The sequence below is a fragment of the Bradyrhizobium canariense genome, from assembly GCF_018130465.1.
GTDB classification, from domain to species: Bacteria; Pseudomonadota; Alphaproteobacteria; order Rhizobiales; family Xanthobacteraceae; genus Bradyrhizobium; species Bradyrhizobium canariense_C.
Genome location: NZ_JAFCKJ010000003.1, coordinates 547,507 through 564,627, shown reverse-complemented (window position 1 = coordinate 564,627; position 17,121 = coordinate 547,507). Strand labels below are relative to the sequence as shown.

The 17,121-nt window shown below is 65.3% G+C and carries 24 protein-coding genes; 13 read left to right on the top strand and 11 right to left on the bottom strand.

Features of this window, described 5'->3' with window-relative positions:
* The first annotated feature begins 346 nt into the window (after positions 1-346).
* The 4 genes from minC (at position 347) to JQ591_RS11495 (ending at position 2,520) form a co-directional block, all read left to right on the top strand.
* On the top strand, positions 347-1,045 hold the full coding sequence (gene minC / locus JQ591_RS11510) for a septum site-determining protein MinC (RefSeq protein WP_211396097.1): 699 nt from the start codon (positions 347-349) through the stop codon (positions 1,043-1,045).
* Positions 1,046-1,064: 19 nt separating this feature from the next.
* The gene (gene minD, locus JQ591_RS11505) at positions 1,065-1,880 is read left to right on the top strand and encodes a septum site-determining protein MinD (RefSeq protein WP_211396096.1); all 816 of its coding nucleotides are present in this window, start codon (positions 1,065-1,067) and stop codon (positions 1,878-1,880) included.
* Positions 1,877-2,158, top strand: a complete 282-nt coding sequence (minE, locus tag JQ591_RS11500; RefSeq protein ID WP_007591739.1) for a cell division topological specificity factor MinE — start codon at positions 1,877-1,879, stop codon at positions 2,156-2,158. Before minD ends, minE begins: the two co-directional genes overlap by 4 nt.
* A 176-nt stretch (positions 2,159-2,334) precedes the next feature.
* Complete coding sequence (locus JQ591_RS11495; protein WP_211396095.1) at positions 2,335-2,520, top strand: hypothetical protein; 186 nt, start codon at positions 2,335-2,337, stop codon at positions 2,518-2,520.
* Between the two features lie 13 nt (positions 2,521-2,533).
* Here the strand turns inward: JQ591_RS11495 and JQ591_RS11490 are convergent, their stop codons facing one another.
* The 4 genes from JQ591_RS11490 to JQ591_RS11475 form a co-directional block, all read right to left on the bottom strand.
* A complete protein-coding gene (locus tag JQ591_RS11490; protein WP_211396094.1) occupies positions 2,534-2,785 on the bottom strand; it encodes a hypothetical protein in 252 nt (83 codons plus the stop codon).
* Between the two features lie 110 nt (positions 2,786-2,895).
* Positions 2,896-3,285, bottom strand: coding sequence for a hypothetical protein (locus JQ591_RS11485; RefSeq protein WP_027517634.1), 390 nt, complete (start codon positions 3,283-3,285; stop codon positions 2,896-2,898).
* Positions 3,286-3,377: 92 nt separating this feature from the next.
* On the bottom strand, positions 3,378-3,608 hold the full coding sequence (locus tag JQ591_RS11480) for a DUF6894 family protein (RefSeq protein ID WP_211396093.1): 231 nt from the start codon (positions 3,606-3,608) through the stop codon (positions 3,378-3,380).
* A gap of 378 nt (positions 3,609-3,986) precedes the next feature.
* Positions 3,987-4,997, bottom strand: coding sequence for a hypothetical protein (locus JQ591_RS11475; RefSeq protein ID WP_211396092.1), 1,011 nt, complete (start codon positions 4,995-4,997; stop codon positions 3,987-3,989).
* Positions 4,998-5,345: 348 nt separating this feature from the next.
* Between JQ591_RS11475 and JQ591_RS11470 the strand changes: the two genes are divergently transcribed.
* Positions 5,346-5,963, top strand: a complete 618-nt coding sequence (locus tag JQ591_RS11470; protein WP_211396440.1) for a L,D-transpeptidase — start codon at positions 5,346-5,348, stop codon at positions 5,961-5,963.
* A 7-nt stretch (positions 5,964-5,970) separates the two neighbouring features.
* Here the strand turns inward: JQ591_RS11470 and JQ591_RS11465 are convergent, their stop codons facing one another.
* Complete coding sequence (locus JQ591_RS11465; RefSeq protein WP_211396091.1) at positions 5,971-6,402, bottom strand: COG4315 family predicted lipoprotein; 432 nt, start codon at positions 6,400-6,402, stop codon at positions 5,971-5,973.
* 121 nt (positions 6,403-6,523) lie between these two features.
* On the bottom strand, positions 6,524-6,988 hold the full coding sequence (locus JQ591_RS11460; RefSeq protein WP_211396090.1) for a MarR family winged helix-turn-helix transcriptional regulator: 465 nt from the start codon (positions 6,986-6,988) through the stop codon (positions 6,524-6,526).
* Positions 6,989-7,092: 104 nt separating this feature from the next.
* Between JQ591_RS11460 and JQ591_RS11455 the strand changes: the two genes are divergently transcribed.
* The 3 genes from JQ591_RS11455 to JQ591_RS11445 all read left to right on the top strand — a co-directional run bounded on the left by JQ591_RS11455 (position 7,093) and on the right by JQ591_RS11445 (position 10,639).
* Positions 7,093-9,015 (top strand): FAD-binding monooxygenase, encoded by a 1,923-nt coding sequence (locus JQ591_RS11455; protein ID WP_211396089.1) that lies wholly within the window; start codon positions 7,093-7,095, stop codon positions 9,013-9,015.
* 165 nt (positions 9,016-9,180) lie between these two features.
* Entirely contained in the window at positions 9,181-10,176 is a 996-nt protein-coding gene (locus tag JQ591_RS11450; RefSeq protein ID WP_211396088.1) for an SH3 domain-containing protein, read from the top strand.
* A 235-nt stretch (positions 10,177-10,411) separates the two neighbouring features.
* A complete protein-coding gene (locus JQ591_RS11445; RefSeq protein ID WP_249136769.1) occupies positions 10,412-10,639 on the top strand; it encodes a hypothetical protein in 228 nt (75 codons plus the stop codon).
* A 19-nt stretch (positions 10,640-10,658) separates the two neighbouring features.
* Here JQ591_RS11445 and JQ591_RS11440 read toward each other — a convergent pair whose 3' ends face one another.
* Positions 10,659-10,937 (bottom strand): DUF3551 domain-containing protein, encoded by a 279-nt coding sequence (locus JQ591_RS11440; RefSeq protein WP_211396086.1) that lies wholly within the window; start codon positions 10,935-10,937, stop codon positions 10,659-10,661.
* A gap of 110 nt (positions 10,938-11,047) precedes the next feature.
* Here JQ591_RS11440 and JQ591_RS11435 point away from each other — a divergent pair, with 110 nt between their 5' ends.
* Both JQ591_RS11435 and JQ591_RS11430 read left to right on the top strand, forming a co-directional pair.
* Entirely contained in the window at positions 11,048-11,254 is a 207-nt protein-coding gene (locus tag JQ591_RS11435; protein WP_211396085.1) for a hypothetical protein, read from the top strand.
* 71 nt (positions 11,255-11,325) lie between these two features.
* Positions 11,326-11,640: a hypothetical protein gene (locus tag JQ591_RS11430; RefSeq protein ID WP_211396084.1), complete on the top strand. Its 315-nt coding sequence runs from the start codon at positions 11,326-11,328 to the stop codon at positions 11,638-11,640.
* An 18-nt stretch (positions 11,641-11,658) separates the two neighbouring features.
* Here the strand turns inward: JQ591_RS11430 and JQ591_RS11425 are convergent, their stop codons facing one another.
* From JQ591_RS11425 to JQ591_RS11415, 3 genes are all read right to left on the bottom strand, one after another.
* A complete protein-coding gene (locus tag JQ591_RS11425) occupies positions 11,659-12,228 on the bottom strand; it encodes a TetR/AcrR family transcriptional regulator (RefSeq protein WP_211396083.1) in 570 nt (189 codons plus the stop codon).
* The gene (locus JQ591_RS11420; RefSeq protein WP_211396082.1) at positions 12,228-12,587 is read right to left on the bottom strand and encodes a DMT family transporter; all 360 of its coding nucleotides are present in this window, start codon (positions 12,585-12,587) and stop codon (positions 12,228-12,230) included. Before JQ591_RS11420 ends, JQ591_RS11425 begins: the two co-directional genes overlap by 1 nt.
* Before the next feature lie 186 nt (positions 12,588-12,773).
* Entirely contained in the window at positions 12,774-13,439 is a 666-nt protein-coding gene (locus JQ591_RS11415) for an O-methyltransferase (protein ID WP_211396081.1), read from the bottom strand.
* A gap of 97 nt (positions 13,440-13,536) precedes the next feature.
* Between JQ591_RS11415 and JQ591_RS11410 the strand changes: the two genes are divergently transcribed.
* The 3 genes from JQ591_RS11410 to pdxY all read left to right on the top strand — a co-directional run bounded on the left by JQ591_RS11410 (position 13,537) and on the right by pdxY (position 15,779).
* Positions 13,537-14,181, top strand: coding sequence for a TetR family transcriptional regulator (locus JQ591_RS11410; RefSeq protein ID WP_211396080.1), 645 nt, complete (start codon positions 13,537-13,539; stop codon positions 14,179-14,181).
* Between the two features lie 89 nt (positions 14,182-14,270).
* On the top strand, positions 14,271-14,912 hold the full coding sequence (locus JQ591_RS11405) for an FMN-binding negative transcriptional regulator (protein ID WP_211396079.1): 642 nt from the start codon (positions 14,271-14,273) through the stop codon (positions 14,910-14,912).
* Between the two features lie 48 nt (positions 14,913-14,960).
* On the top strand, positions 14,961-15,779 hold the full coding sequence (gene pdxY, locus JQ591_RS11400) for a pyridoxal kinase (protein ID WP_211396078.1): 819 nt from the start codon (positions 14,961-14,963) through the stop codon (positions 15,777-15,779).
* Between the two features lie 3 nt (positions 15,780-15,782).
* Here pdxY and JQ591_RS11395 read toward each other — a convergent pair whose 3' ends face one another.
* On the bottom strand, positions 15,783-17,090 hold the full coding sequence (locus tag JQ591_RS11395; protein ID WP_211396077.1) for a hypothetical protein: 1,308 nt from the start codon (positions 17,088-17,090) through the stop codon (positions 15,783-15,785).
* Positions 17,091-17,121 lie beyond the last annotated feature (31 nt).

Here is a 17,121-nt window from a genome sequence, read left to right as displayed (position 1 = left end):
TCTCCCCATACTCCGTCATTGCGAGCGCAATGACGGAGTTGAAGCAGCGAGCATTCATCCATCACCGTCACCCTGAGGTGCGCGCTCTGCGGCGCAACGCGCCGCAGAGCAAGCCTCGAAGGGCGACGGCCCGGCTGCTGGCTGCAACATCCCGGCCGCTCATCCTTCGAGGCTCCCCATAGGGCGCTGCGCGCGCCCTATGGCTCGCACCTCAGGATGACGGGGCTAATTTGGGAATCTACGCCCGACCGCCCCCACTCACGTAACCCCACGGAGAAATTAACCGGCCATTAACCATATTCGCCGCATCGTTAACCATTCAATAACAGGGAACGAGTCGGCCGCTATGGAGGCTGCAGCAAAAGTCCAACGCCAAATGGTGCGCCTGCGCGGGCGCTCCTATGTGGCCTTCGTGTTCGTGCCGACGGTTCCAATCCAGGACTGGCTGCAGGAAATCGATACCACGATCGCGCGCTCGCCGGGCTTCTTCGCCGGCCGCCCCGTGGTGATCGACCTGTCCTCGGTCGATCTCAGCCAGTCCGGCATCGGACACCTGCTCACCAGCCTTCAGGACCGCAACATCCGCGTGCTCGGGATCGAGGGCGTGGAGGAGGGCCGGCTGACGCCCATGATGCCACCGCTGCTCTCGGGCGGACGGAGTTGCGTGGTCGAGCCGAGCGCGCCCAAGAAGGCGGAGACGAAGGCCGACGCAAAGCCGACCTCACTGCTGCTCGAAACCCCCGTACGATCCGGCCAGACCGTGATCTTCCCCGAAGGCGACGTGACCATTCTCGGTTCGGTCGGCTCCGGCGCCGAGGTCGTCGCCGGCGGTTCTATTCACATCTACGGCGCGCTGCGCGGCCGCGCCATGGCGGGCGTGAACGGTCACACGAGCGCACGCATCTATTGTCAGAAGATCGAGGCCGAACTGCTTGCAATCGATGGATTTTACCAGACCGCCGACGATATCGACGCGTCCCTGCGCGGCAAGCCGGCCCAGGCCTGGCTCCAGGGCAACACCATGCGAATTACTGCGCTGAACTGACCAGAAGGAGATTTGAGAGATGGCCAAGGTACTGGTCGTGACGTCAGGCAAGGGCGGCGTCGGCAAGACGACGACGACCGCCGCACTGGGGGCTGCGCTCGCGCAACGCGGCGAAAAGGTCGTGGTCGTCGATTTCGACGTCGGCTTGCGCAACCTCGACCTCGTGATGGGCGCCGAACGCCGCGTCGTGTTCGACCTCATCAACGTGGTGCAAGGCGTTGCAAAGCTGCCGCAGGCGCTGATCAAGGACAAGCGGCTGGAGAACCTCTGGCTCCTTCCGGCCTCGCAGACCCGCGACAAGGACGCGCTGACCGAAGAGGGCGTGGGCAAGGTCATCGACGATCTGCGCAGCCGTTTCGACTGGGTGATCTGCGACAGCCCGGCCGGCATCGAGCGCGGCGCCTCCATGGCGATGCGCTTTGCCGACGAAGCCGTGATCGTCACCAATCCGGAAGTCTCCTCGGTGCGCGATTCCGACCGCATCATCGGCATGCTCGATTCCAAGACGGTGCGGGCCGAGAAGGGCGAGCGCGTCGAGAAGCACATCCTCATCACGCGCTACGATCCCTCGCGCGCCGCGCGCGGCGAGATGCTGACCATCGACGACATCCTCGAGATCCTCGCAACGCCCTTGCTCGGCATCATCCCGGAGAGCCAGGACGTGCTGCGCGCCTCCAACGTCGGCACGCCTGTGACGCTGTCGAACGCGGAAGGCGCACCGGCGCGGGCCTATATCGACGCGGCGCGGCGGCTGTGCGGCGAGACCATCGCCATGCAGGTGCCGACCGAGCGCAAGGGCTTCATGGATCGCCTGCTGCGACGGAGGGCTGCATGAGCATGGGTTTGCTTCGGCTTCTCCGCGGCAACAAGGCCTCTGCACCCGTCGCGCGCGAACGGTTGCAGATCCTGCTTGCCCATGAACGCGGACTGCGCGGCCAGCCCGATCTGCTTGGTGTGCTGCGTGAGGAAATTCTCGCGGTCGTCTCCAGGCACGTCACGCTGGACCCGACCAAGGTCATCGTCCGGCTCGATCGCGGCGACGAGGTATCGACCCTCGAGGTCGATATCGAGGTGCCCAACGACTTCGAGCGCAAGCGCGCGGCGGCCGGGTAGGGACCTCGGCCGGGCCGCTTCAGATTTGGGGTGGGTGAGAAGGCGGTCCGCTGGGCATAGCGGGCCGCCTTTTGCGTGCGGACGCGAGCGCTAGGGAACGCGGTCCGGGGCACAATCGTTGAGAAAAACCCGCGGGGGCGCGATGCACCGCGGTTTCGTCAAACGGGAGAACGCCCATGATGACCGAGGTCCAGGTCCACACCGTCGCGCGCCAGATGCTGGAACAGCATGGTTTTGCGGCGATCGCGAAGGCCGCCGAACAGGCCCAGGCTTGCGAGGGCCGCGGCGAGGCCGATGACGCCAAAGAGTGGCGTCACATCGCCGACGCGATGAAGATCATACGCGGTCCGCACCAGAGCTGACACTCCCGCGCGCTCAACGCTCCCCGCGGTCGGCGCCCTGCGGCGACGTGCGATTCTGCGTCTGCGGTTGGGGGCGCTCGCCCGTCTCCTTGCAGGGGAGCTGTTCCCACGAGCCGTCCGGCGCCTGCTGATAGGCGCTACACGATGACGACGAGGTCGATTTGTCCTCGCCCTTCTGGGCGTCGGAATTCTTCGCCAGCACGGGCGCAGTCAGCGCCGTAGCGACGGCAAGCGCGCCGGCGAAAACGACATGGTTGATCCGCATGGGGCTCCCCTGTTCGAATGTCGAAGAGAGCCGCATGCTGGCGAGGAATGTGACGATTATTGGCCGGAGCAAAAGTTCCAGCGCGGCGTGCTTAACGCCGCGCGATGCCGCTAGCCGCCCTTGCTGCGGATCAGGCCGGCGAGGTTGGTCTTCTGGGCCTCGCACCAGCTGGGCATGCCGAGGCGGCGTTGGTTGAGGTCGGTCGCCTGGGTGGCCACCGCGACCTCGGCCATCAGATCGTCGTCCTGCTTCTCGCCCAACTTGCCGCCGGTGTGCATCCAGGCGATCGCCTTGCGCACCTTCTCGGTGGTGCCTTCGGGCAGCTGCATCTGCTCCGCCTTCTGCACCAGATCCTGGTAGACAACATCCGTGCCCGGACATTCGACCTTGGCGGCGAAGGCCTGCAGGACCAACGTGACATAGGTCGAACGTGGATGGTCGGCCGCTTGGGCCGGCGCTGCCAGCAGCAACAGGGCCGTCATCAGAAAACCAGTCCGCATCCTTGGTACCTCCCCGAATTTTCGGGAAGGCTAGCGGCTGGCGCGCCGCTCCGCAATGGGGATAGCGTGCGGCCGCGAGGCCGGCCGGCGAGCTAGCGTTGCCAGGCCGGCACGGGATCGAGCGGCGTGCGGTAGACCTCGTTGTGATCGCGGTCGGTAACGCGCACAGCGCAACCCTTGCGTTGCAACTCCGGCTTCACCTGCGAAAGTTCGGTGGCCAGTTGGTCGGCGCGGTCGGAAGCACCCTCGATGTCCTCAAGGATGATTCCGCCCTGGTTCTTGAACTCTTCCCCAACCACGAGATCGAAGGAGTAGTAAGGCATCCGAATTCCCCGGTATGACGAATTGAGCTTCGGGTGGACGTATCAACACATGACCGATGGTACCACTGAGTCGATGTTTATCGAATGAACGGCTCGCGCAATCTCTGTGCTTATGGCGCAGAAATGATGTGCAACATTCGAGCGCTTTAAGATTTTATTAAATATGTCGGCGCGATCATGAGGCATGGAATTGCAGCAGAACCGGGCTCCGGGAACCGGCAGCTGCACGAGAAGGCCGCCGGCATAGATCCCGACGGCCTTTTCTCTTGATGAAAAACGATCGAAGCATCGCTTCCCGTATTTACCCGGACTCAACGCATCACATCGACTCGGACAGCGTCCCTGGCGCGGCGCTCTCGGTCGGCGCGTGACGATCGTTCAGCGCAGCGGCATGGGCGGGCGCACGACAGGTCCATCGTCGTCGGCAACGGCTTGTGTCGTCGTCACGGGCGCAACTGGCGGTGGGACCGCGGCAGCCTGCGAAGGCGGCGGCGGAGCGAGAGGCGCGGGCGAATAAGCCGGCATGTAAGTCTGCGACACGGCCGGCTTCGGTTTGCGAACCGGCGGCGCCGGAGGCCGCGGCGGCAGCGCCGACACCCGTGCGCGCGGATCGACCGGCGGCCTCGCATCGGCCATCGGCTTCGGCGCCGGCGGCTTCGCCATCTCGCGTGCCATCTGCTCCTGCCCGGCCTTCAACTCGGCGATGTTGGCCTTGAGCTGCTCGATCTGTTGCGCCATCGCGGCGAGATCGCGCGTCATCGATTGCACTGTTGGCGCAGGATCGGGCTGTGTTGCCGTGGGCACCGCTGCTGCAACCTGAGTTGCAGGCGGAGCCGCAGATTGATTGGTCGCTTGATCCGTTGCAGCCTGCTCCTCGGGCGGCGCGGCCTGCGCGGCGGCGACTGGTGCCGTCTGCGACGTCGAAGGCAGCAGCGAGGCCAATGCCGGCGTCCATTCGGCGAGCATCTGTCTTGCGGTGTCGCCATGTTTCTCCCAGGCGACAGTGGCGGCCGCGCTGCCCCCCGCAAACAGCATCGTGACGAAAGCGCCGCGCAGCCATTTGCCGGCGGAGGATCGCTTCTGCCGGCCGGGACCATCACTGGCCGCGACGCGCACGGCGGTGTCGACCGAAGGCGCAGCCGCCTGCGGCTCCACCACGGGACTGAACTTCGGCTCCGGACCAATTCGGGGCTTCGGCGCGAACGCCGGATCTATTTTGGGCTCCGGACGGGTCGTGATTTCAGGCGCGAGCGCGGGCGCGACGCCGAGGGGGCGCGAGGCCAGCACCATGTCAGGCGAAATCTGCACGGCGTCGTGCGGGTCGTTGTTCGTGACCGTATCCTTCACGATCGCATCGACGATTTGCCGGGAGTTCAGCGTCGCGAGCATCGCAGCTCCTTTGAAGCCCAGGTATCTTGAAGCCCAGGTGTTGAAGTATGGGTCGTCCGCATTGGCGCGAGCGGATCCGTTGAGGTGGGCCCATCCAAATCTGATGAACCAAACACGATGAGGCACGAGTCCAGCCGGGTTTGACCAAAGCAAGGCGAGGAGGTGGAGACTGTGCGACGCTCTTCCGCCGTTTGTGGTGATGGAACCCGCTTTATCAAACACGCGCACGTGTTCCGCGATGCCTTGTTTTCAGCACGATTTGGGCAGCATCTGGTGATGCTGGGGGTGCTGCTATCGCTATCGGGGCCGGCGGTGCCAAAATCTCTTTTCGCTCTATTCGTCGTCGCGATGCTTCCGCTGGGCGGCTGCATGCAGACGACGCTTTCGCCATCGACGGATGCGAGCATGACGCCGCGCGACCGGCAGTTGCTGGCGCATACGCCTTACGCGCAGGCGAACGTGCCCGAGCAATATCTCCGCCATATCGTCGATTACCCACGCAAGGAGCAGCCGGGCACCATCCTGGTCGATACCGATGCGCGCTACCTCTATTTCGTGCTGCCCGAAGGCAAGGCGATCCGCTATGGCGTGGCGGTCGGCGAGGAAGCCATGGCGTTCTCCGGCGTCGCGCGGGTCGGCCGTTTGGCGGAATGGCCGGACTGGGTTCCGACAGCGGACATCCAGGCGCGGCTCGGACCCTACCCAGCGCGCGTCAGCGGCGGTCCCGCCAATCCGCTGGGTGCGCGGGGCATCTATCTCTATTCCGGCAACAAGGACACGCTCTACCGCATCCACGGCACCAACCAGCCGGAATATATCGGACAGGCGATCTCGTCCGGATGCATCCGGATGCGCAACGAGGACGTGATCGATCTCTATGACCGGGTAAAGCTCAATTCAACGGTCGTGGTGTTGCCGCCCGGACAGAACGCGCAAGTCGAGGCGAGGCCCAGCTGGCGCGGGTGAGGTCGCCCTAGTTCTCGGGCCGGGCAATGCGCCATTGCAGCGTCGTGGCAATGCCGTTGGCGTCGCCCGGCGCCTTGTCGGCCGGCGAGGTGTAGAGCGGACGATAGCGGTATGCCCACATCTTGCTGCCGTCGTTGCGGCTGATCACGGTGAAGTCGCCGATCGCCTTGGCGTCGGCGGTTGCGGGCAGCGGAACCCAGCTCTCGACGCATTTGCCGTTGCAGTTCGACGTCTTGCCGGTGGTATCGCGCTCGTAATAGTAGAGCGTCATGCCCTTGAGATCGACGAGCGTTGGACCCTGCTTGGTCAGGATCACTTTCGCCGGTGAGGTCGTCGCCTCGGGCTTCGGCGGAGGAGGGGCATCGCCGCCATGGCCGTTCGCGAGCGCCGGAGCGGTCGAGAGCGCGATGGCCGCCGCCGCAATGAGGAACCTGAACATCCGAAACTCCAGACCGGCAAAGTTAATCGCGCGTTAAACGCCGAATGCCGCCGACCGTATCAGCCGAAGGTTAGTTCCTGGTTTCGCGATCCTGCGACAATTACGGATAGAAATCCCGGAATTATGCCTGCACCTCGCGCAGCGGGGCGCGGCTGAGCTCGTTGCCGGCGGCGATGGCCTTGTGCAGAAGGCGCATCAGATCCTCACCTTCCTTCGCGCTGAGGCCGCGCAGCATGATGCGTTGCGCGGATTCGACGGCCGGCGTGATCTTGCGCAGCGTGCGGCGGCCTTCGTCGGTGATCTCGAGCTCGCGGGCACGGCGGTCGCGGGGCGAGGCGCGGCGCTCCGCGAGCCCCTTCTGCACCAGGCGGTCGATCACGCCGGTGATGGTGGTGCGGTCGTAGGCGATCAATCCTGCGAGCGTCACCTGGTCGAGCCCCGGATTGGCCTTGATGGTCGCGAGTGCGGCGTATTGCACCGGCGTGAGGTCGAAGCCGGCATCCCCGACCTCGGCCAGAAACACCGCCACCGCGATCTGCTGGAACCGGCGCGCCAGATGTCCGGGCATGTCGTTGTTGTCTTTCACCGAATTTCTCCGTCGGGGCAGGAAGGCCGGGGATCGTTGACAAGTATACTGATAGTCAGCATACTGAGCAATATCCAAACAGAACATTGGCGGGAGAGGTGCTCATGCAATTCCATCTCAATGGTTTTCAGCCGGGCGATCCTGAAATCGCCGATCCCGCCGAACGCATTCAGGCCTCCGGCGCAGCTGGGGCCGTGCCCGACGAAGTGGATGTCCTCATCCTTGGATGTGGCCCTGCCGGCCTGACGCTTGCCGCCCAGCTCGCGCAGTTTGCTGACATCAAGACCTGCATCGTCGAGCAGAAGGCGGGGCGGCTGCTGGTCGGGCAGGCCGACGGCATCGCCTGCCGCACCATGGAGATGTTCCACGCCTTCGGCTTCAGCGAGCGCGTCCTGAAGGAAGCTTGTTGGGTCAACGAGACGACGTTCTGGAAGCCGGACGAGCGGATGCCGGAAAATATCGTCCGCAGCGGCCGGGTGCAGGACGTCGAGGACGGTTTGTCGGAATTCCCGCACGTCATCCTCAACCAGGCCCGCATCCATGACGGCTTTCTCGACGTCATGCGCAAAGCGCCGGCCAGGCTCGAGCCCCATTACAGCCGGCGCCTGCTCGACCTTCAGGTCGATCCGGCCGCGGGTCCCGCCGACCATGCCGTGACGGCGCGGCTCGAACGGGTCGATGCCGAGAACGATGGCAAGGTCGAGACGATCAAGGCGCGCTACGTCGTCGGCTGCGACGGTGCCCGCAGCATGGTGCGCAAATCGATCGGCCGCGAGTTGCTCGGCGATTCCGCCAATCATGCCTGGGGCGTGATGGACGTGCTGGCGGTGACCGATTTTCCGGACATCCGCTTCAAGGCCCTGATCCAGTCGGCGATGGACGGCAGCCTGCTGATCATTCCGCGCGAGGGCGGCTACATGGTCCGCATCTATGTCGAGCTCGCCAAGCTCGACATCGGCGAACGCGTCGCCAATCGCAACATCACCGCCGATGATGTGATCGCGAAAGCGCAGCGGATCCTGAAGCCGCATACGCTCGATGTGAAGGAGATCGCGTGGTGGTCGGTCTACGAGATCGGCCAGCGCCTGACCGACAAGTTCGACGACGTGCCGGAGGCCGAGATCGCGACGCGTCTGCCGCGGATCTTCATCGCCGGCGATGCCTGCCACACCCACAGCCCGAAGGCAGGGCAGGGCATGAACGTCTCGATGCAGGACGCCTTCAATCTCGGCTGGAAGCTCGCCGCCGTTTTGCGGAAGCAGTCTGCGCCAAGCCTGCTGCATTCCTATTCGGCCGAGCGCCAGGCGGTTGCGAAAGAGCTGATCGATTTCGACCGCGAATGGGCGGGGATTCTCGCGTCCGCCGCCAAGGCGGGCGGCGCCGATGCCGCCAGGACGCAGGACTATTTTGTCCGGCACGGCCGCTACACCGCGGGTACAGCGACGCATTACAGGCCTTCGCTATTGACGGGCGCGACATCGCATCAGCATCTCGCCGAAGGCCTCGTTATCGGCACGCGCTTCCATTCCGCGCCGGTCATTCGGCTGGGCGACGCCAAGCCTGTACATCTCGGCCATGCCGGGCAGGCGGATGGCCGCTTCCGCATCTACGCGTTTTCTCCCGCTGAGAATCCCGCAGCGTCGAGCTCGGCCATTCGTGCCCTGTGCAATTTCCTCGCCGATAGCAGGAAATCGCCGATCCGGCGATACACGCCTGTTGGCGCCGACATCGACGGTGTGATCGATCTGCGCGCCGTGTTTCAACAGGATCATCGCGAGCTCGCTATCGAGGCGATGCCGCCGATGTTGCTCCCGAGCAAAGGCCGCTACGGCCTGTACGATTACGAGAAGATGTTCTGTCCGGACCTCAAGAGCGGTCACGACGTCTTCACGATGCGCGGCATCGATCGCAAGGCCGGCTGCTTGGTCGTGGTGCGGCCGGATCAGTATGTCGCGACCGTGCTGCCGCTCGACGATTTTGCTGCGCTTGCTGCGTACTTCGACGCCTTCATGTTGCAGGTGAATTGACGGCTGGCAGCGCGCACACACCCTCCCTCGCGCGCTGTGTCGATGAACGGCGAATGAATATTGAACCGCACGCGGCATGTGTCTCAATCTTTCGACGGATGAGGCCTCTGCGCGCGGAACGCCCGCATCACTGGCGCGTTCCCACTCACAGAGGAGGAATTCGCCATGAGACTTAAGAGCGCTTTGGTTGCAGCATTGCTGCTTGCCCCGACGGCCGCACTGGCCGCACCGGGCATCGTCACCGTCTCGACCGGCCTGCGTGCCGGGCCGGGTTCGGGCTTTCCTGTAGTCGATCGCATCCCCGAGGGCGCCCGCGTCAACATCCATGGTTGCCTGCGCGGCAACGCCTGGTGCGACGTGAGCTTCTCGGATGACCGGGGCTGGGTGTCGTCGCAATATCTCGAATATCTCTACCGCAATCACTACGTCTATCTCCCCGACTATGTCGACGAGGTCGACGTCCCCATCGTCCCCTTCGTGCTGACCTCGTATTGGTCGAGCTATTATCAGGGGCGGCCCTGGTATCGCCGGCATGCCCACTGGAATAGCTACTGGACCTCGCATCAGCGCGACGCGACGCGGATGACGATCGATCCGCGCGCGGCTCGCATCGGTCGCGCGGCAACGCGCGATGCGGCGGTCGCGCTCGGGCGCGACGGTGGCAAGGCCAGGGGTGCCGCGGCGGTCTCCGGCCGTGATGCCGCAACGACTCGGCACGACGCCGCTATCGCCAGGCGCGATGCTACGGTAGCGAACGACCGGACGCGCGCTGGACGAAGCGATCGCATCGCGCATGAGCGGACCAATCTGCAGAGCCGCAATCCGCGCGACGCACAGGCCCGCATCATGCACGAGCAGGCCGCACAGCGTGCCGCCGTGCGCGCGCAGCCAATGGTGCACGCACGCGAGGCGGCGCGCGCGCACGACGCGCCGCGTGTATCGGCTGCGCCTGCTAGCCGGCCCGCGATGCCGCATGTCGCCCAGCCCAATGTGAGTCACGGCTCGCCGATGAATGCGCATGCCCAGATGCCGGCGCCGCGCGCGGCCGCACCTGCGATGCCGCATGTCGGCGGCGGTGGTGGTGCCCCTCATATGAACGCCGCGCCACGCGGCGGCGGTGCGCCGGCGGGCGGCCCCAATGGCGGCCACCAGAAGCACTGATGTTGCCAAGTGACGTCGCAAGGAAAGCCCGGCCCTCGCGCCGGGCTTTCTGTTTGATCCGGGACCGGGTTCCCTGCGCGTACAATTTAAGAAAGTTCTTCGCGGGCAGATTTCATCGATCGTAACAGGTGTACCCAAAGCTGTAAGCATTCCACTCGGGGCAGCGGGGCACGGGAGGATGACGATGAGACAGAGCCAGACGGAGACGCGGCGCCAAAATGTCGCGAAGCGATCGATGACCAAGGAGGCCAAGCAGCTGTCCAGCCTGATTGCCGGATTGCGCGAATCCCTCGACGGGATTCACAAGGAGCGGTCGAGCACCAAACTCTCCGGCGCCGAGATAGGCCTTCTCGACGAACGCCGCAACAATCTGTTGCTCACCATTGCAGCCCTCGACGACCGCCTCTCGGCGGTGCAGGGGCTGATCGATCTAGGCCGCCCCCACATCATTCGCGTGCACTGATCGGAGCGCGGACCTGATGCTATCGGCTTCGTCGCGGCGGCGACGGAACCGGGCTGGGCTGTGCGCTCTGCGTGGCATAAGGATTGGCGTAGCACTGGGCGGACTGCCCGGAGGCGGTCGCGGCGCACTGTGCGATTGTCGCAAAACTGCAATCGATGCTGCGGCCGTCGACGGTGTAGATCTCGATGCAGACGGGATGGCGCGGATCATAGGTCTGCGCTGCTGTCGGCATGGTGCGGAGCAGGCCCGCACCAAGCAAGCCCGCGACAAGCAGAATCGCATTCATGATGCGGCGCACGATCAACCTCCCTCGTTTGGCCGGAACCCAGCCCAATGCTGCCTGGATGGCATCAAATTGCCACGCTCCCGGCGAATTGCCGCCAAAGCCCGCTGCCACGAGGAGAGCGGGTGCAGGGCAACGCAAGGGGATGCGCATTGGCCTATAAGATGGTCGCAGAACGCGACAATGAGAAGTGCAGCTTTGCCCGCGAGAGCCGGTTGCTCATCGTGGCGAAGGCAAGGGTTTGGGCGAGCGAGGGGTGGAAGGTCGTCATCACCGACCAGGACGGCAAGGACTATGCGCCGCCCGAATTTGATCAGCTATTGGCGGCCTGACCGCAAGACGGGGCTAGGGGACGACATTGATTTTGCTATCTCGGCCGGGGCGCGACCTGATCGCGCCCCTGATGACTCTTGCAGCCGCCGCCGTCCTGACGGCGACAGTTGCTGCCGCGCAAAATCTCGATGCCGGCAAGTCGCCGCAAAAGCTCTTCGCCGATGGTTGCGCGACCTGCCATCGCAGCCCGCGCGGTCTTGCCAAGGGGCGCTTCAGCCTGACGCTGTCCTGGTTCCTGAAGGACCATTACGCGACCAGTTCGGACACAGCCAAGGCGCTTGCCGCCTATCTCGAAGCGGTCGATACGCCGTCGCCGCGGGCCGCGGCAAAGCGTGGCGCGAACCGATCCGCGCCGCGCCCGGCCAAGCCGTTGCAAAGCCATTAGGCGTGAGCCGGCTGCCGGCTACGCGTGTCGATAAGTCTGCGCGAGCAGCCCTGCGTGGACGGCGCGGAGGTCGGCGCTCATGCGCGTCTGTCCGGTGGTGACATAGGACAGCCAGGCGCCGTCGGCGGCGAGGCGGACGACGTGGAGCTCCGGCGTGCCGTCTGTCGCACGGTGGCGCTTCAGCCGCGCCTTGATCCAGTCGTTCCAGAGCCGTCGCAGCGGCGGATCGGTGACGACGACCATGCTCAGCGCGGCCCAGGGCGTCGCGAAGCCGAAGGCCTTGCCGGTGAAGACCGCATTCACGTAGGCGCGCGTAAAGCTGCCGCGCGGCTTGGGATCGGCCTCGATCGCCGCGTCGATCTCGGCATCGACGCGGGCGAGCAGATCGGCGAACAGGCCCTCGATCAGCGCCTGCTTGCTGCCGAAATGATGAAACAGCCCGCCCTTGGTGACGCCCGCCGCCGCTGCGACTGCCTGCACCGTGACGCCGGAGACGCCATGGTCCATGGCGATGGCGGCTGCGTGGTCGAGCAGGGCCCGCCGGACCTGCTCGGGCTGCTTGGTGCGCGTGTAGGCGCTTGCCGGCATCAATGCACCGTGGAAGCCGAGAACAGGTTGATGACCACGACCCCGGACACGATCAGCGCGATGCCGACAAAGGCCGCGGCGTCGAGCATCTGGCGGAACAGCACGAAAGAGACGGTTGCAGTCAGGATGATGCCGACCCCGCCCCAGATCGCATAGGCGATGCTCAAGGGGATGACCCTGATCGCGACCGACAGCGCGTAGAACGAGGCGACATAGAACAGCACCATCGCCAGTGTCGGCCACGGCCGCGTGAACTGCGCGGATTGCTGGAGGAAGGCGGACCCCGCGACCTCGAAGACGATGGCGAGGGCAAGCGCTGCGTAGGCATTGAAGGCGGAAGTATTGAAGGCAGAGGTCATGGCGAACTCGAACGTAACGTACGAAAGATACCGCGCGGTAGGTATGTTTAGCACGCGTAACCTGGTTTTTGCCAGGAGCGAATATCACGAGTGAGTGACCAGCCTGCGACAATGTGTTGTCGACGAAACGAAGCCGCCGCACGATGAATCGTGCGGCGGCCCTCGGGGCGGGAGTTCGGTGCGGGGTCAGTTGATCCGTACGGAGAGCTCGACGTCTTCGGCAAACGGCGTGGACATGTAGCCGCTTCCGGGTGCGCGTACGCGCGCCAGATAGTCGGGGCTGTCATCGGCGTTGTCGGCGACGATGATCGTGCCCGGCCGGAGATGGCCTTCGACCAGATCCAGGATCTCAGGGTAGAGCGCCTTGGCGCCGTCGAGCAGCACGAGATCGATCGTATCGGGCAGATCGGCTTTGAGCGTCTTCAGCGCATCGCCTTCGCGGATTTCGACGAGATCGATCAGCCCGCCGGCCGAAAGGTTGTCCCGTGCCCGCGCCACCTTGGATGGCTCGAACTCGCTGGTGATGAGGCGGCCGCCGCCATTGTCGCGCAAGCCTGCGGCAAGGTGCAGGGTCGAGATGCCGAACGAAGTTCCGAACTCCACGATCGCCTTGGCGCGAGAGCTGCGCGCGAGCATGTAAAGCAGCGTGCCGGTCTCGCGGGAGACGGCGAGCGGAGCGTCCTTCAGCCGTCCATAGAGGTCGCGGTAATCGGTTTTGCTCCGCATCATCCGTGCGCGGTCGGCGTCGGGCACGTCGGCGAAGGCTGCTCGCATTGCGTCGCGTGCCGCTTCGTCCTGATCGAACAGGCGATCGAGCAGCGACGCAAGCGATGTGATGGTCGGGGTCGTCATGTGAGGTCTCCAGATGTCGCGGCGAAGCGTGTGCTTGCGTGAGAGCTGAAATACGATTAATTCGTCGCATTCGCTATTCGCATTGCCTGAGGGCGCCGTGGCCAATCGCCGAAGCCGTTCAGTTTCCTCACGAAAACAGCCGCAGCAGGCCCGCTCCAACGGGCTGGTGGCGGCCATTCTGGATGCGGCTGTTCAGGTCCTGGCGAGGGAGGGCGCGCAGCGTTTCACCACGGCGCGGGTGGCCGAGCGGGCCGGGGTGAGCGTCGGATCGCTCTACCAATATTTTCCGAACAAGGCGGCGATCCTGTTCCGCCTTCAGAGCGACGAGTGGCGGCGCACGAGCGAGCTCCTGCGCGGCATCCTCGCCGACCGCGCGAAGCCGCCTCCGGCGCGGCTGCGTGCGCTGGTTCACGCCTTCATTCGCTCCGAGTGCGAGGAGGCCGCGATCCGCGTCGCGCTCAGTGATGCCGCACCGCTCTATCGTGACGCGCCCGAGGCGCAGGACGCGCGGGCGGCCGGCGAGGGCATCGTCGCAGTGTTCATGCGGGAGGCGCTGCCAAAGGCCTCGGATGCGACGCGCACCCTTGCCGGCGAGCTGATCAAGACGACGCTGAGCGAGGTCGGCAAGCGGTTCTCGGAAACGCCGCGCAGCGAGGCGGAGATCGCGTGCCATTCCGACGGAATGGCCGACATGTTCTGCGCCTATCTCGACGAGCTGGCGCGTCGCCGAGATCATTCCTGACATCTGCGTTTGCGGCCCAATATCGTTTCGGGTTTCGCCCGGTGATGGGTTAGCCTCGCATCGTCCTTCGCCCAGCTTGAGTGCGCGCCATGCATGTCCTTCGTCCCCAGTTCCAGATCGAGGAGCAGCGTGCGCTGGAATTTGCAGGCCGACGCGGCTTCGGCATGATCGTGGCGGCGGATGAGCGCGGGCCGCGCGCCTCGCATGTGCCGTTCGTGCTGGAGCGGCGCGACGGGCGCACGATCGTGCAGATCCATTTCACCGCCAAAAATCCGCTCGTTCCGCTCGCGGACGGCACACGGCGCTTCCTGCTGATTGTTGCCGGCGACGATGCCTATATCTCCAACGACTGGTATTCGTCGCCGGACAACGTCTCGACCTGGCTCTATGAGGCCGTCCATCTGTCGGGCGTGGCTTATCCGCGCGGGCTCGACGAGAACCGCGGCCATGGCGATGCACTGCTCGCGGTCTCGGAAGCGCGCTTGCCGAAAGCACCCTGGGACCTCGCACAGATGGAGCCGGGCAAGCGCGAGAGCATGCTGGCTGCGATCCGCGTCGTCGATCTCGTGGTGGACAGCGTCGAAGGGCAGGCCAAGCTCAACCAGCACAAAAGCGATGTGGACCATGTCGCGGTCGTGGATCGGCTGGCGCGGTCGGAGGAGACCGGGCATCGGCGGCTGGCGCGGAAGATGCAGGCGCTGCGGCCGGGGCTTGGGTATGACGGTTCGTGATCCGGGCCACTCTTGCGCCCTCTGACGTTTGAACTTACGGACCTCCTCATGCTCGTCATCTCCATTCAAAGCCAGGTGGTCCACGGCCATGTCGGCAACAGCGCCGCCGCCTATGCCATGCAGGCGGAGGGGGTGAACGTCGCGGCGGTGCCGACAACGCTGCTGTCGAACCATCCGCGCTATCCGAGCCTGCGCGGGCGGGTGCTGGAGACAGAGCTCGTCGCAGATCTGCTGAGAGGCCTCGAGGAGCGCGATCTCGTCGACGAGGCTTCGGTACTCGTCACCGGCTATCTCGGCTCGCCCGGCAATGCTGCCGTCATTGCCGATTTCGTCGAGCGGGCGCTGACCCGCAATTCAAAGCTCGTCTATCTCTGCGACCCCGTGATCGGCGATGACGGCCGGGTCTACGTCGCTGACGGCATACTGGACGTGGTCCGGCACCGGCTGCTGCCGGCTGCCAATTTGACCACGCCGAACCAGTTCGAGCTCGGGCTGCTCGCAGGCCTCCCCATCGCAGATGCGCAGGGCCTGCGCGCGGCGTGCGCGGCGCTCGCCGGGACCGGCCGCATCGACGTGGTCGCCACCGGCTGCACGCTCACCGACACGGCGGACGGGCAGGTGGAAACGATCTTGTGCGCAGATGATCAGTTGTCGCGCTTTGCAACACCGCGGCTGCCGATCCGGCCCTATGGCACCGGCGATCTTCTCACCGGCCTGATTGCGGCGCATCTGGCCAAGGGCACGTCAACCGAGGCGGCGGTGCGGCTCGCGGTCGAAACCATCTTTGCGGTGCTGGTGCGCACGCAGGAGGCAGGCACCGCCGAGATGCGGCTCGTGCCGCTGCCGACGCCGGGACGCAAGCCGTAATACTCAGGTCGCGCGCTTCGCGGCCGATTGCGCCGATTTCTGCGGCTTTGCCGGGCTCTTTTGCTCGCGCGCGGCCTGTGCCTTGGGCGGCCTGGCGCTGGCTACCGCCCGGGTCTTCTTCGGTCTGGCGTTGGACGCTTCCCTGCGGTCGGCCGTGCCACGCCTCGAGACGTATTCCTGACCATCGACCGGGCCGACATGCGGGGGATCGCGGCCGAGATAAGGCCGGCCGATGCCGAGCGCCTTGCCATTGGCATCGACCCACTTCCACAGCACCTCGGTCGAGACCCAGCGTTGCGCGCGGTTGTCGCCCTTGGTGCTGACGATGTCGGCCGCCATGCCGTGGCCGTAGCCGCCGCGCGTGCTGCCGCCATGATAGGAGCGGTCGGAGGCAGCCTTCAGGCCGCTCGCGATCGACTGGCGATAGTTGTCGCGGAACGCGCTGGTGATGCCGGGCGAAAGGCCGGCGGCCTCAGCCGCGAGCAGCGTCCGAAACAGCTTTTGCTTGAAACTCTTGTCCATGCCGCCGATGACGTAGTCCATCATCGGCATGCCGGCGTGGTCGGCCGCCTTCGGATCCTTCCAGCCAAAGTCCTCGTCAACCAGTTTCGTGAAGCTGCGCATCACGGTCACCATCTTGCCCTTGCGCTTGACGGTGACGGCGCGGCGTTCCTCGACCTTGATCGAGTCTTCCTTGGGCGTGCGTTGGTAGAGCGCCCAGAGATAGCGGTCGATGCAGGCCTCCATGACGAAGCATTCGTCGAGCACGGCGGTGGTGTCCGCGGACGGCGAGGCCTTGCTCGCGGCAGGCGCAGGGCCGGTCGCGATCGCCGCGGGCGACAGCGCGTCCGTCGCCACGATCTCGGTGGGATCAGCCGATGCGAGTTTTATCACGGACTCCGATCCCGGAGCCGGAGCAACCTCGCTGGCGACTGGTGTCGGGTCAGGCGAAATCTGCGGCGCGGGCGGGGCCTCGGTCGGCAAGATCAGTACTGGGTCGGCCGAGGCGAGCTTGATGGCCGGAGCTGGCGCCTCGGGCGCTGCCGCTTCAGCGGTTATCAGGCCCGGTGTCGCAGCGACAGCGGCCGCGATATCGGCGGTCAGGGCGATGCCATCCTCGACGGCCGCAGCGTGCGGAATGTCGGCGAGGTCGAGCCGGCCAAGATCCTTTGCGCGCGAGACGGCAGAGGCATTGGCGCCGCTGTTCTCGATGAGGGCAGGGGCATAGGCGGACAAAGAGAGCGCCAGCCAGCCGGCGAGAACCGCCGAGGGGCAGGAGACCGCCACCAGAAGAGACCGCCGATCATTCATGATCCCTGCCTCCAAACGGTTCTGTTGAACC

Coding starts and splice junctions, on each gene's coding strand:
- minC (WP_211396097.1), top strand. CDS start 347: ATGGAGGCTGCAGCAAAAGTCCAACGCCAAATGGTGCGCCTGCGCGGG.
- minD (WP_211396096.1), top strand. CDS start 1,065: ATGGCCAAGGTACTGGTCGTGACGTCAGGCAAGGGCGGCGTCGGCAAG.
- minE (WP_007591739.1), top strand. CDS start 1,877: ATGAGCATGGGTTTGCTTCGGCTTCTCCGCGGCAACAAGGCCTCTGCA.
- JQ591_RS11495 (WP_211396095.1), top strand. CDS start 2,335: ATGATGACCGAGGTCCAGGTCCACACCGTCGCGCGCCAGATGCTGGAA.
- JQ591_RS11490 (WP_211396094.1), bottom strand. CDS start 2,785: ATGCGGATCAACCATGTCGTTTTCGCCGGCGCGCTTGCCGTCGCTACG.
- JQ591_RS11485 (WP_027517634.1), bottom strand. CDS start 3,285: ATGCGGACTGGTTTTCTGATGACGGCCCTGTTGCTGCTGGCAGCGCCG.
- JQ591_RS11480 (WP_211396093.1), bottom strand. CDS start 3,608: ATGCCTTACTACTCCTTCGATCTCGTGGTTGGGGAAGAGTTCAAGAAC.
- JQ591_RS11475 (WP_211396092.1), bottom strand. CDS start 4,997: ATGCTCGCGACGCTGAACTCCCGGCAAATCGTCGATGCGATCGTGAAG.
- JQ591_RS11470 (WP_211396440.1), top strand. CDS start 5,346: ATGCTTCCGCTGGGCGGCTGCATGCAGACGACGCTTTCGCCATCGACG.
- JQ591_RS11465 (WP_211396091.1), bottom strand. CDS start 6,402: ATGTTCAGGTTCCTCATTGCGGCGGCGGCCATCGCGCTCTCGACCGCT.
- JQ591_RS11455 (WP_211396089.1), top strand. CDS start 7,093: ATGCAATTCCATCTCAATGGTTTTCAGCCGGGCGATCCTGAAATCGCC.
- JQ591_RS11450 (WP_211396088.1), top strand. CDS start 9,181: ATGAGACTTAAGAGCGCTTTGGTTGCAGCATTGCTGCTTGCCCCGACG.
- JQ591_RS11445 (WP_249136769.1), top strand. CDS start 10,412: ATGACCAAGGAGGCCAAGCAGCTGTCCAGCCTGATTGCCGGATTGCGC.
- JQ591_RS11430 (WP_211396084.1), top strand. CDS start 11,326: ATGACTCTTGCAGCCGCCGCCGTCCTGACGGCGACAGTTGCTGCCGCG.
- JQ591_RS11425 (WP_211396083.1), bottom strand. CDS start 12,228: ATGCCGGCAAGCGCCTACACGCGCACCAAGCAGCCCGAGCAGGTCCGG.
- JQ591_RS11420 (WP_211396082.1), bottom strand. CDS start 12,587: ATGACCTCTGCCTTCAATACTTCCGCCTTCAATGCCTACGCAGCGCTT.
- JQ591_RS11415 (WP_211396081.1), bottom strand. CDS start 13,439: ATGACGACCCCGACCATCACATCGCTTGCGTCGCTGCTCGATCGCCTG.
- JQ591_RS11405 (WP_211396079.1), top strand. CDS start 14,271: ATGCATGTCCTTCGTCCCCAGTTCCAGATCGAGGAGCAGCGTGCGCTG.
- pdxY (WP_211396078.1), top strand. CDS start 14,961: ATGCTCGTCATCTCCATTCAAAGCCAGGTGGTCCACGGCCATGTCGGC.
- JQ591_RS11395 (WP_211396077.1), bottom strand. CDS start 17,090: ATGAATGATCGGCGGTCTCTTCTGGTGGCGGTCTCCTGCCCCTCGGCG.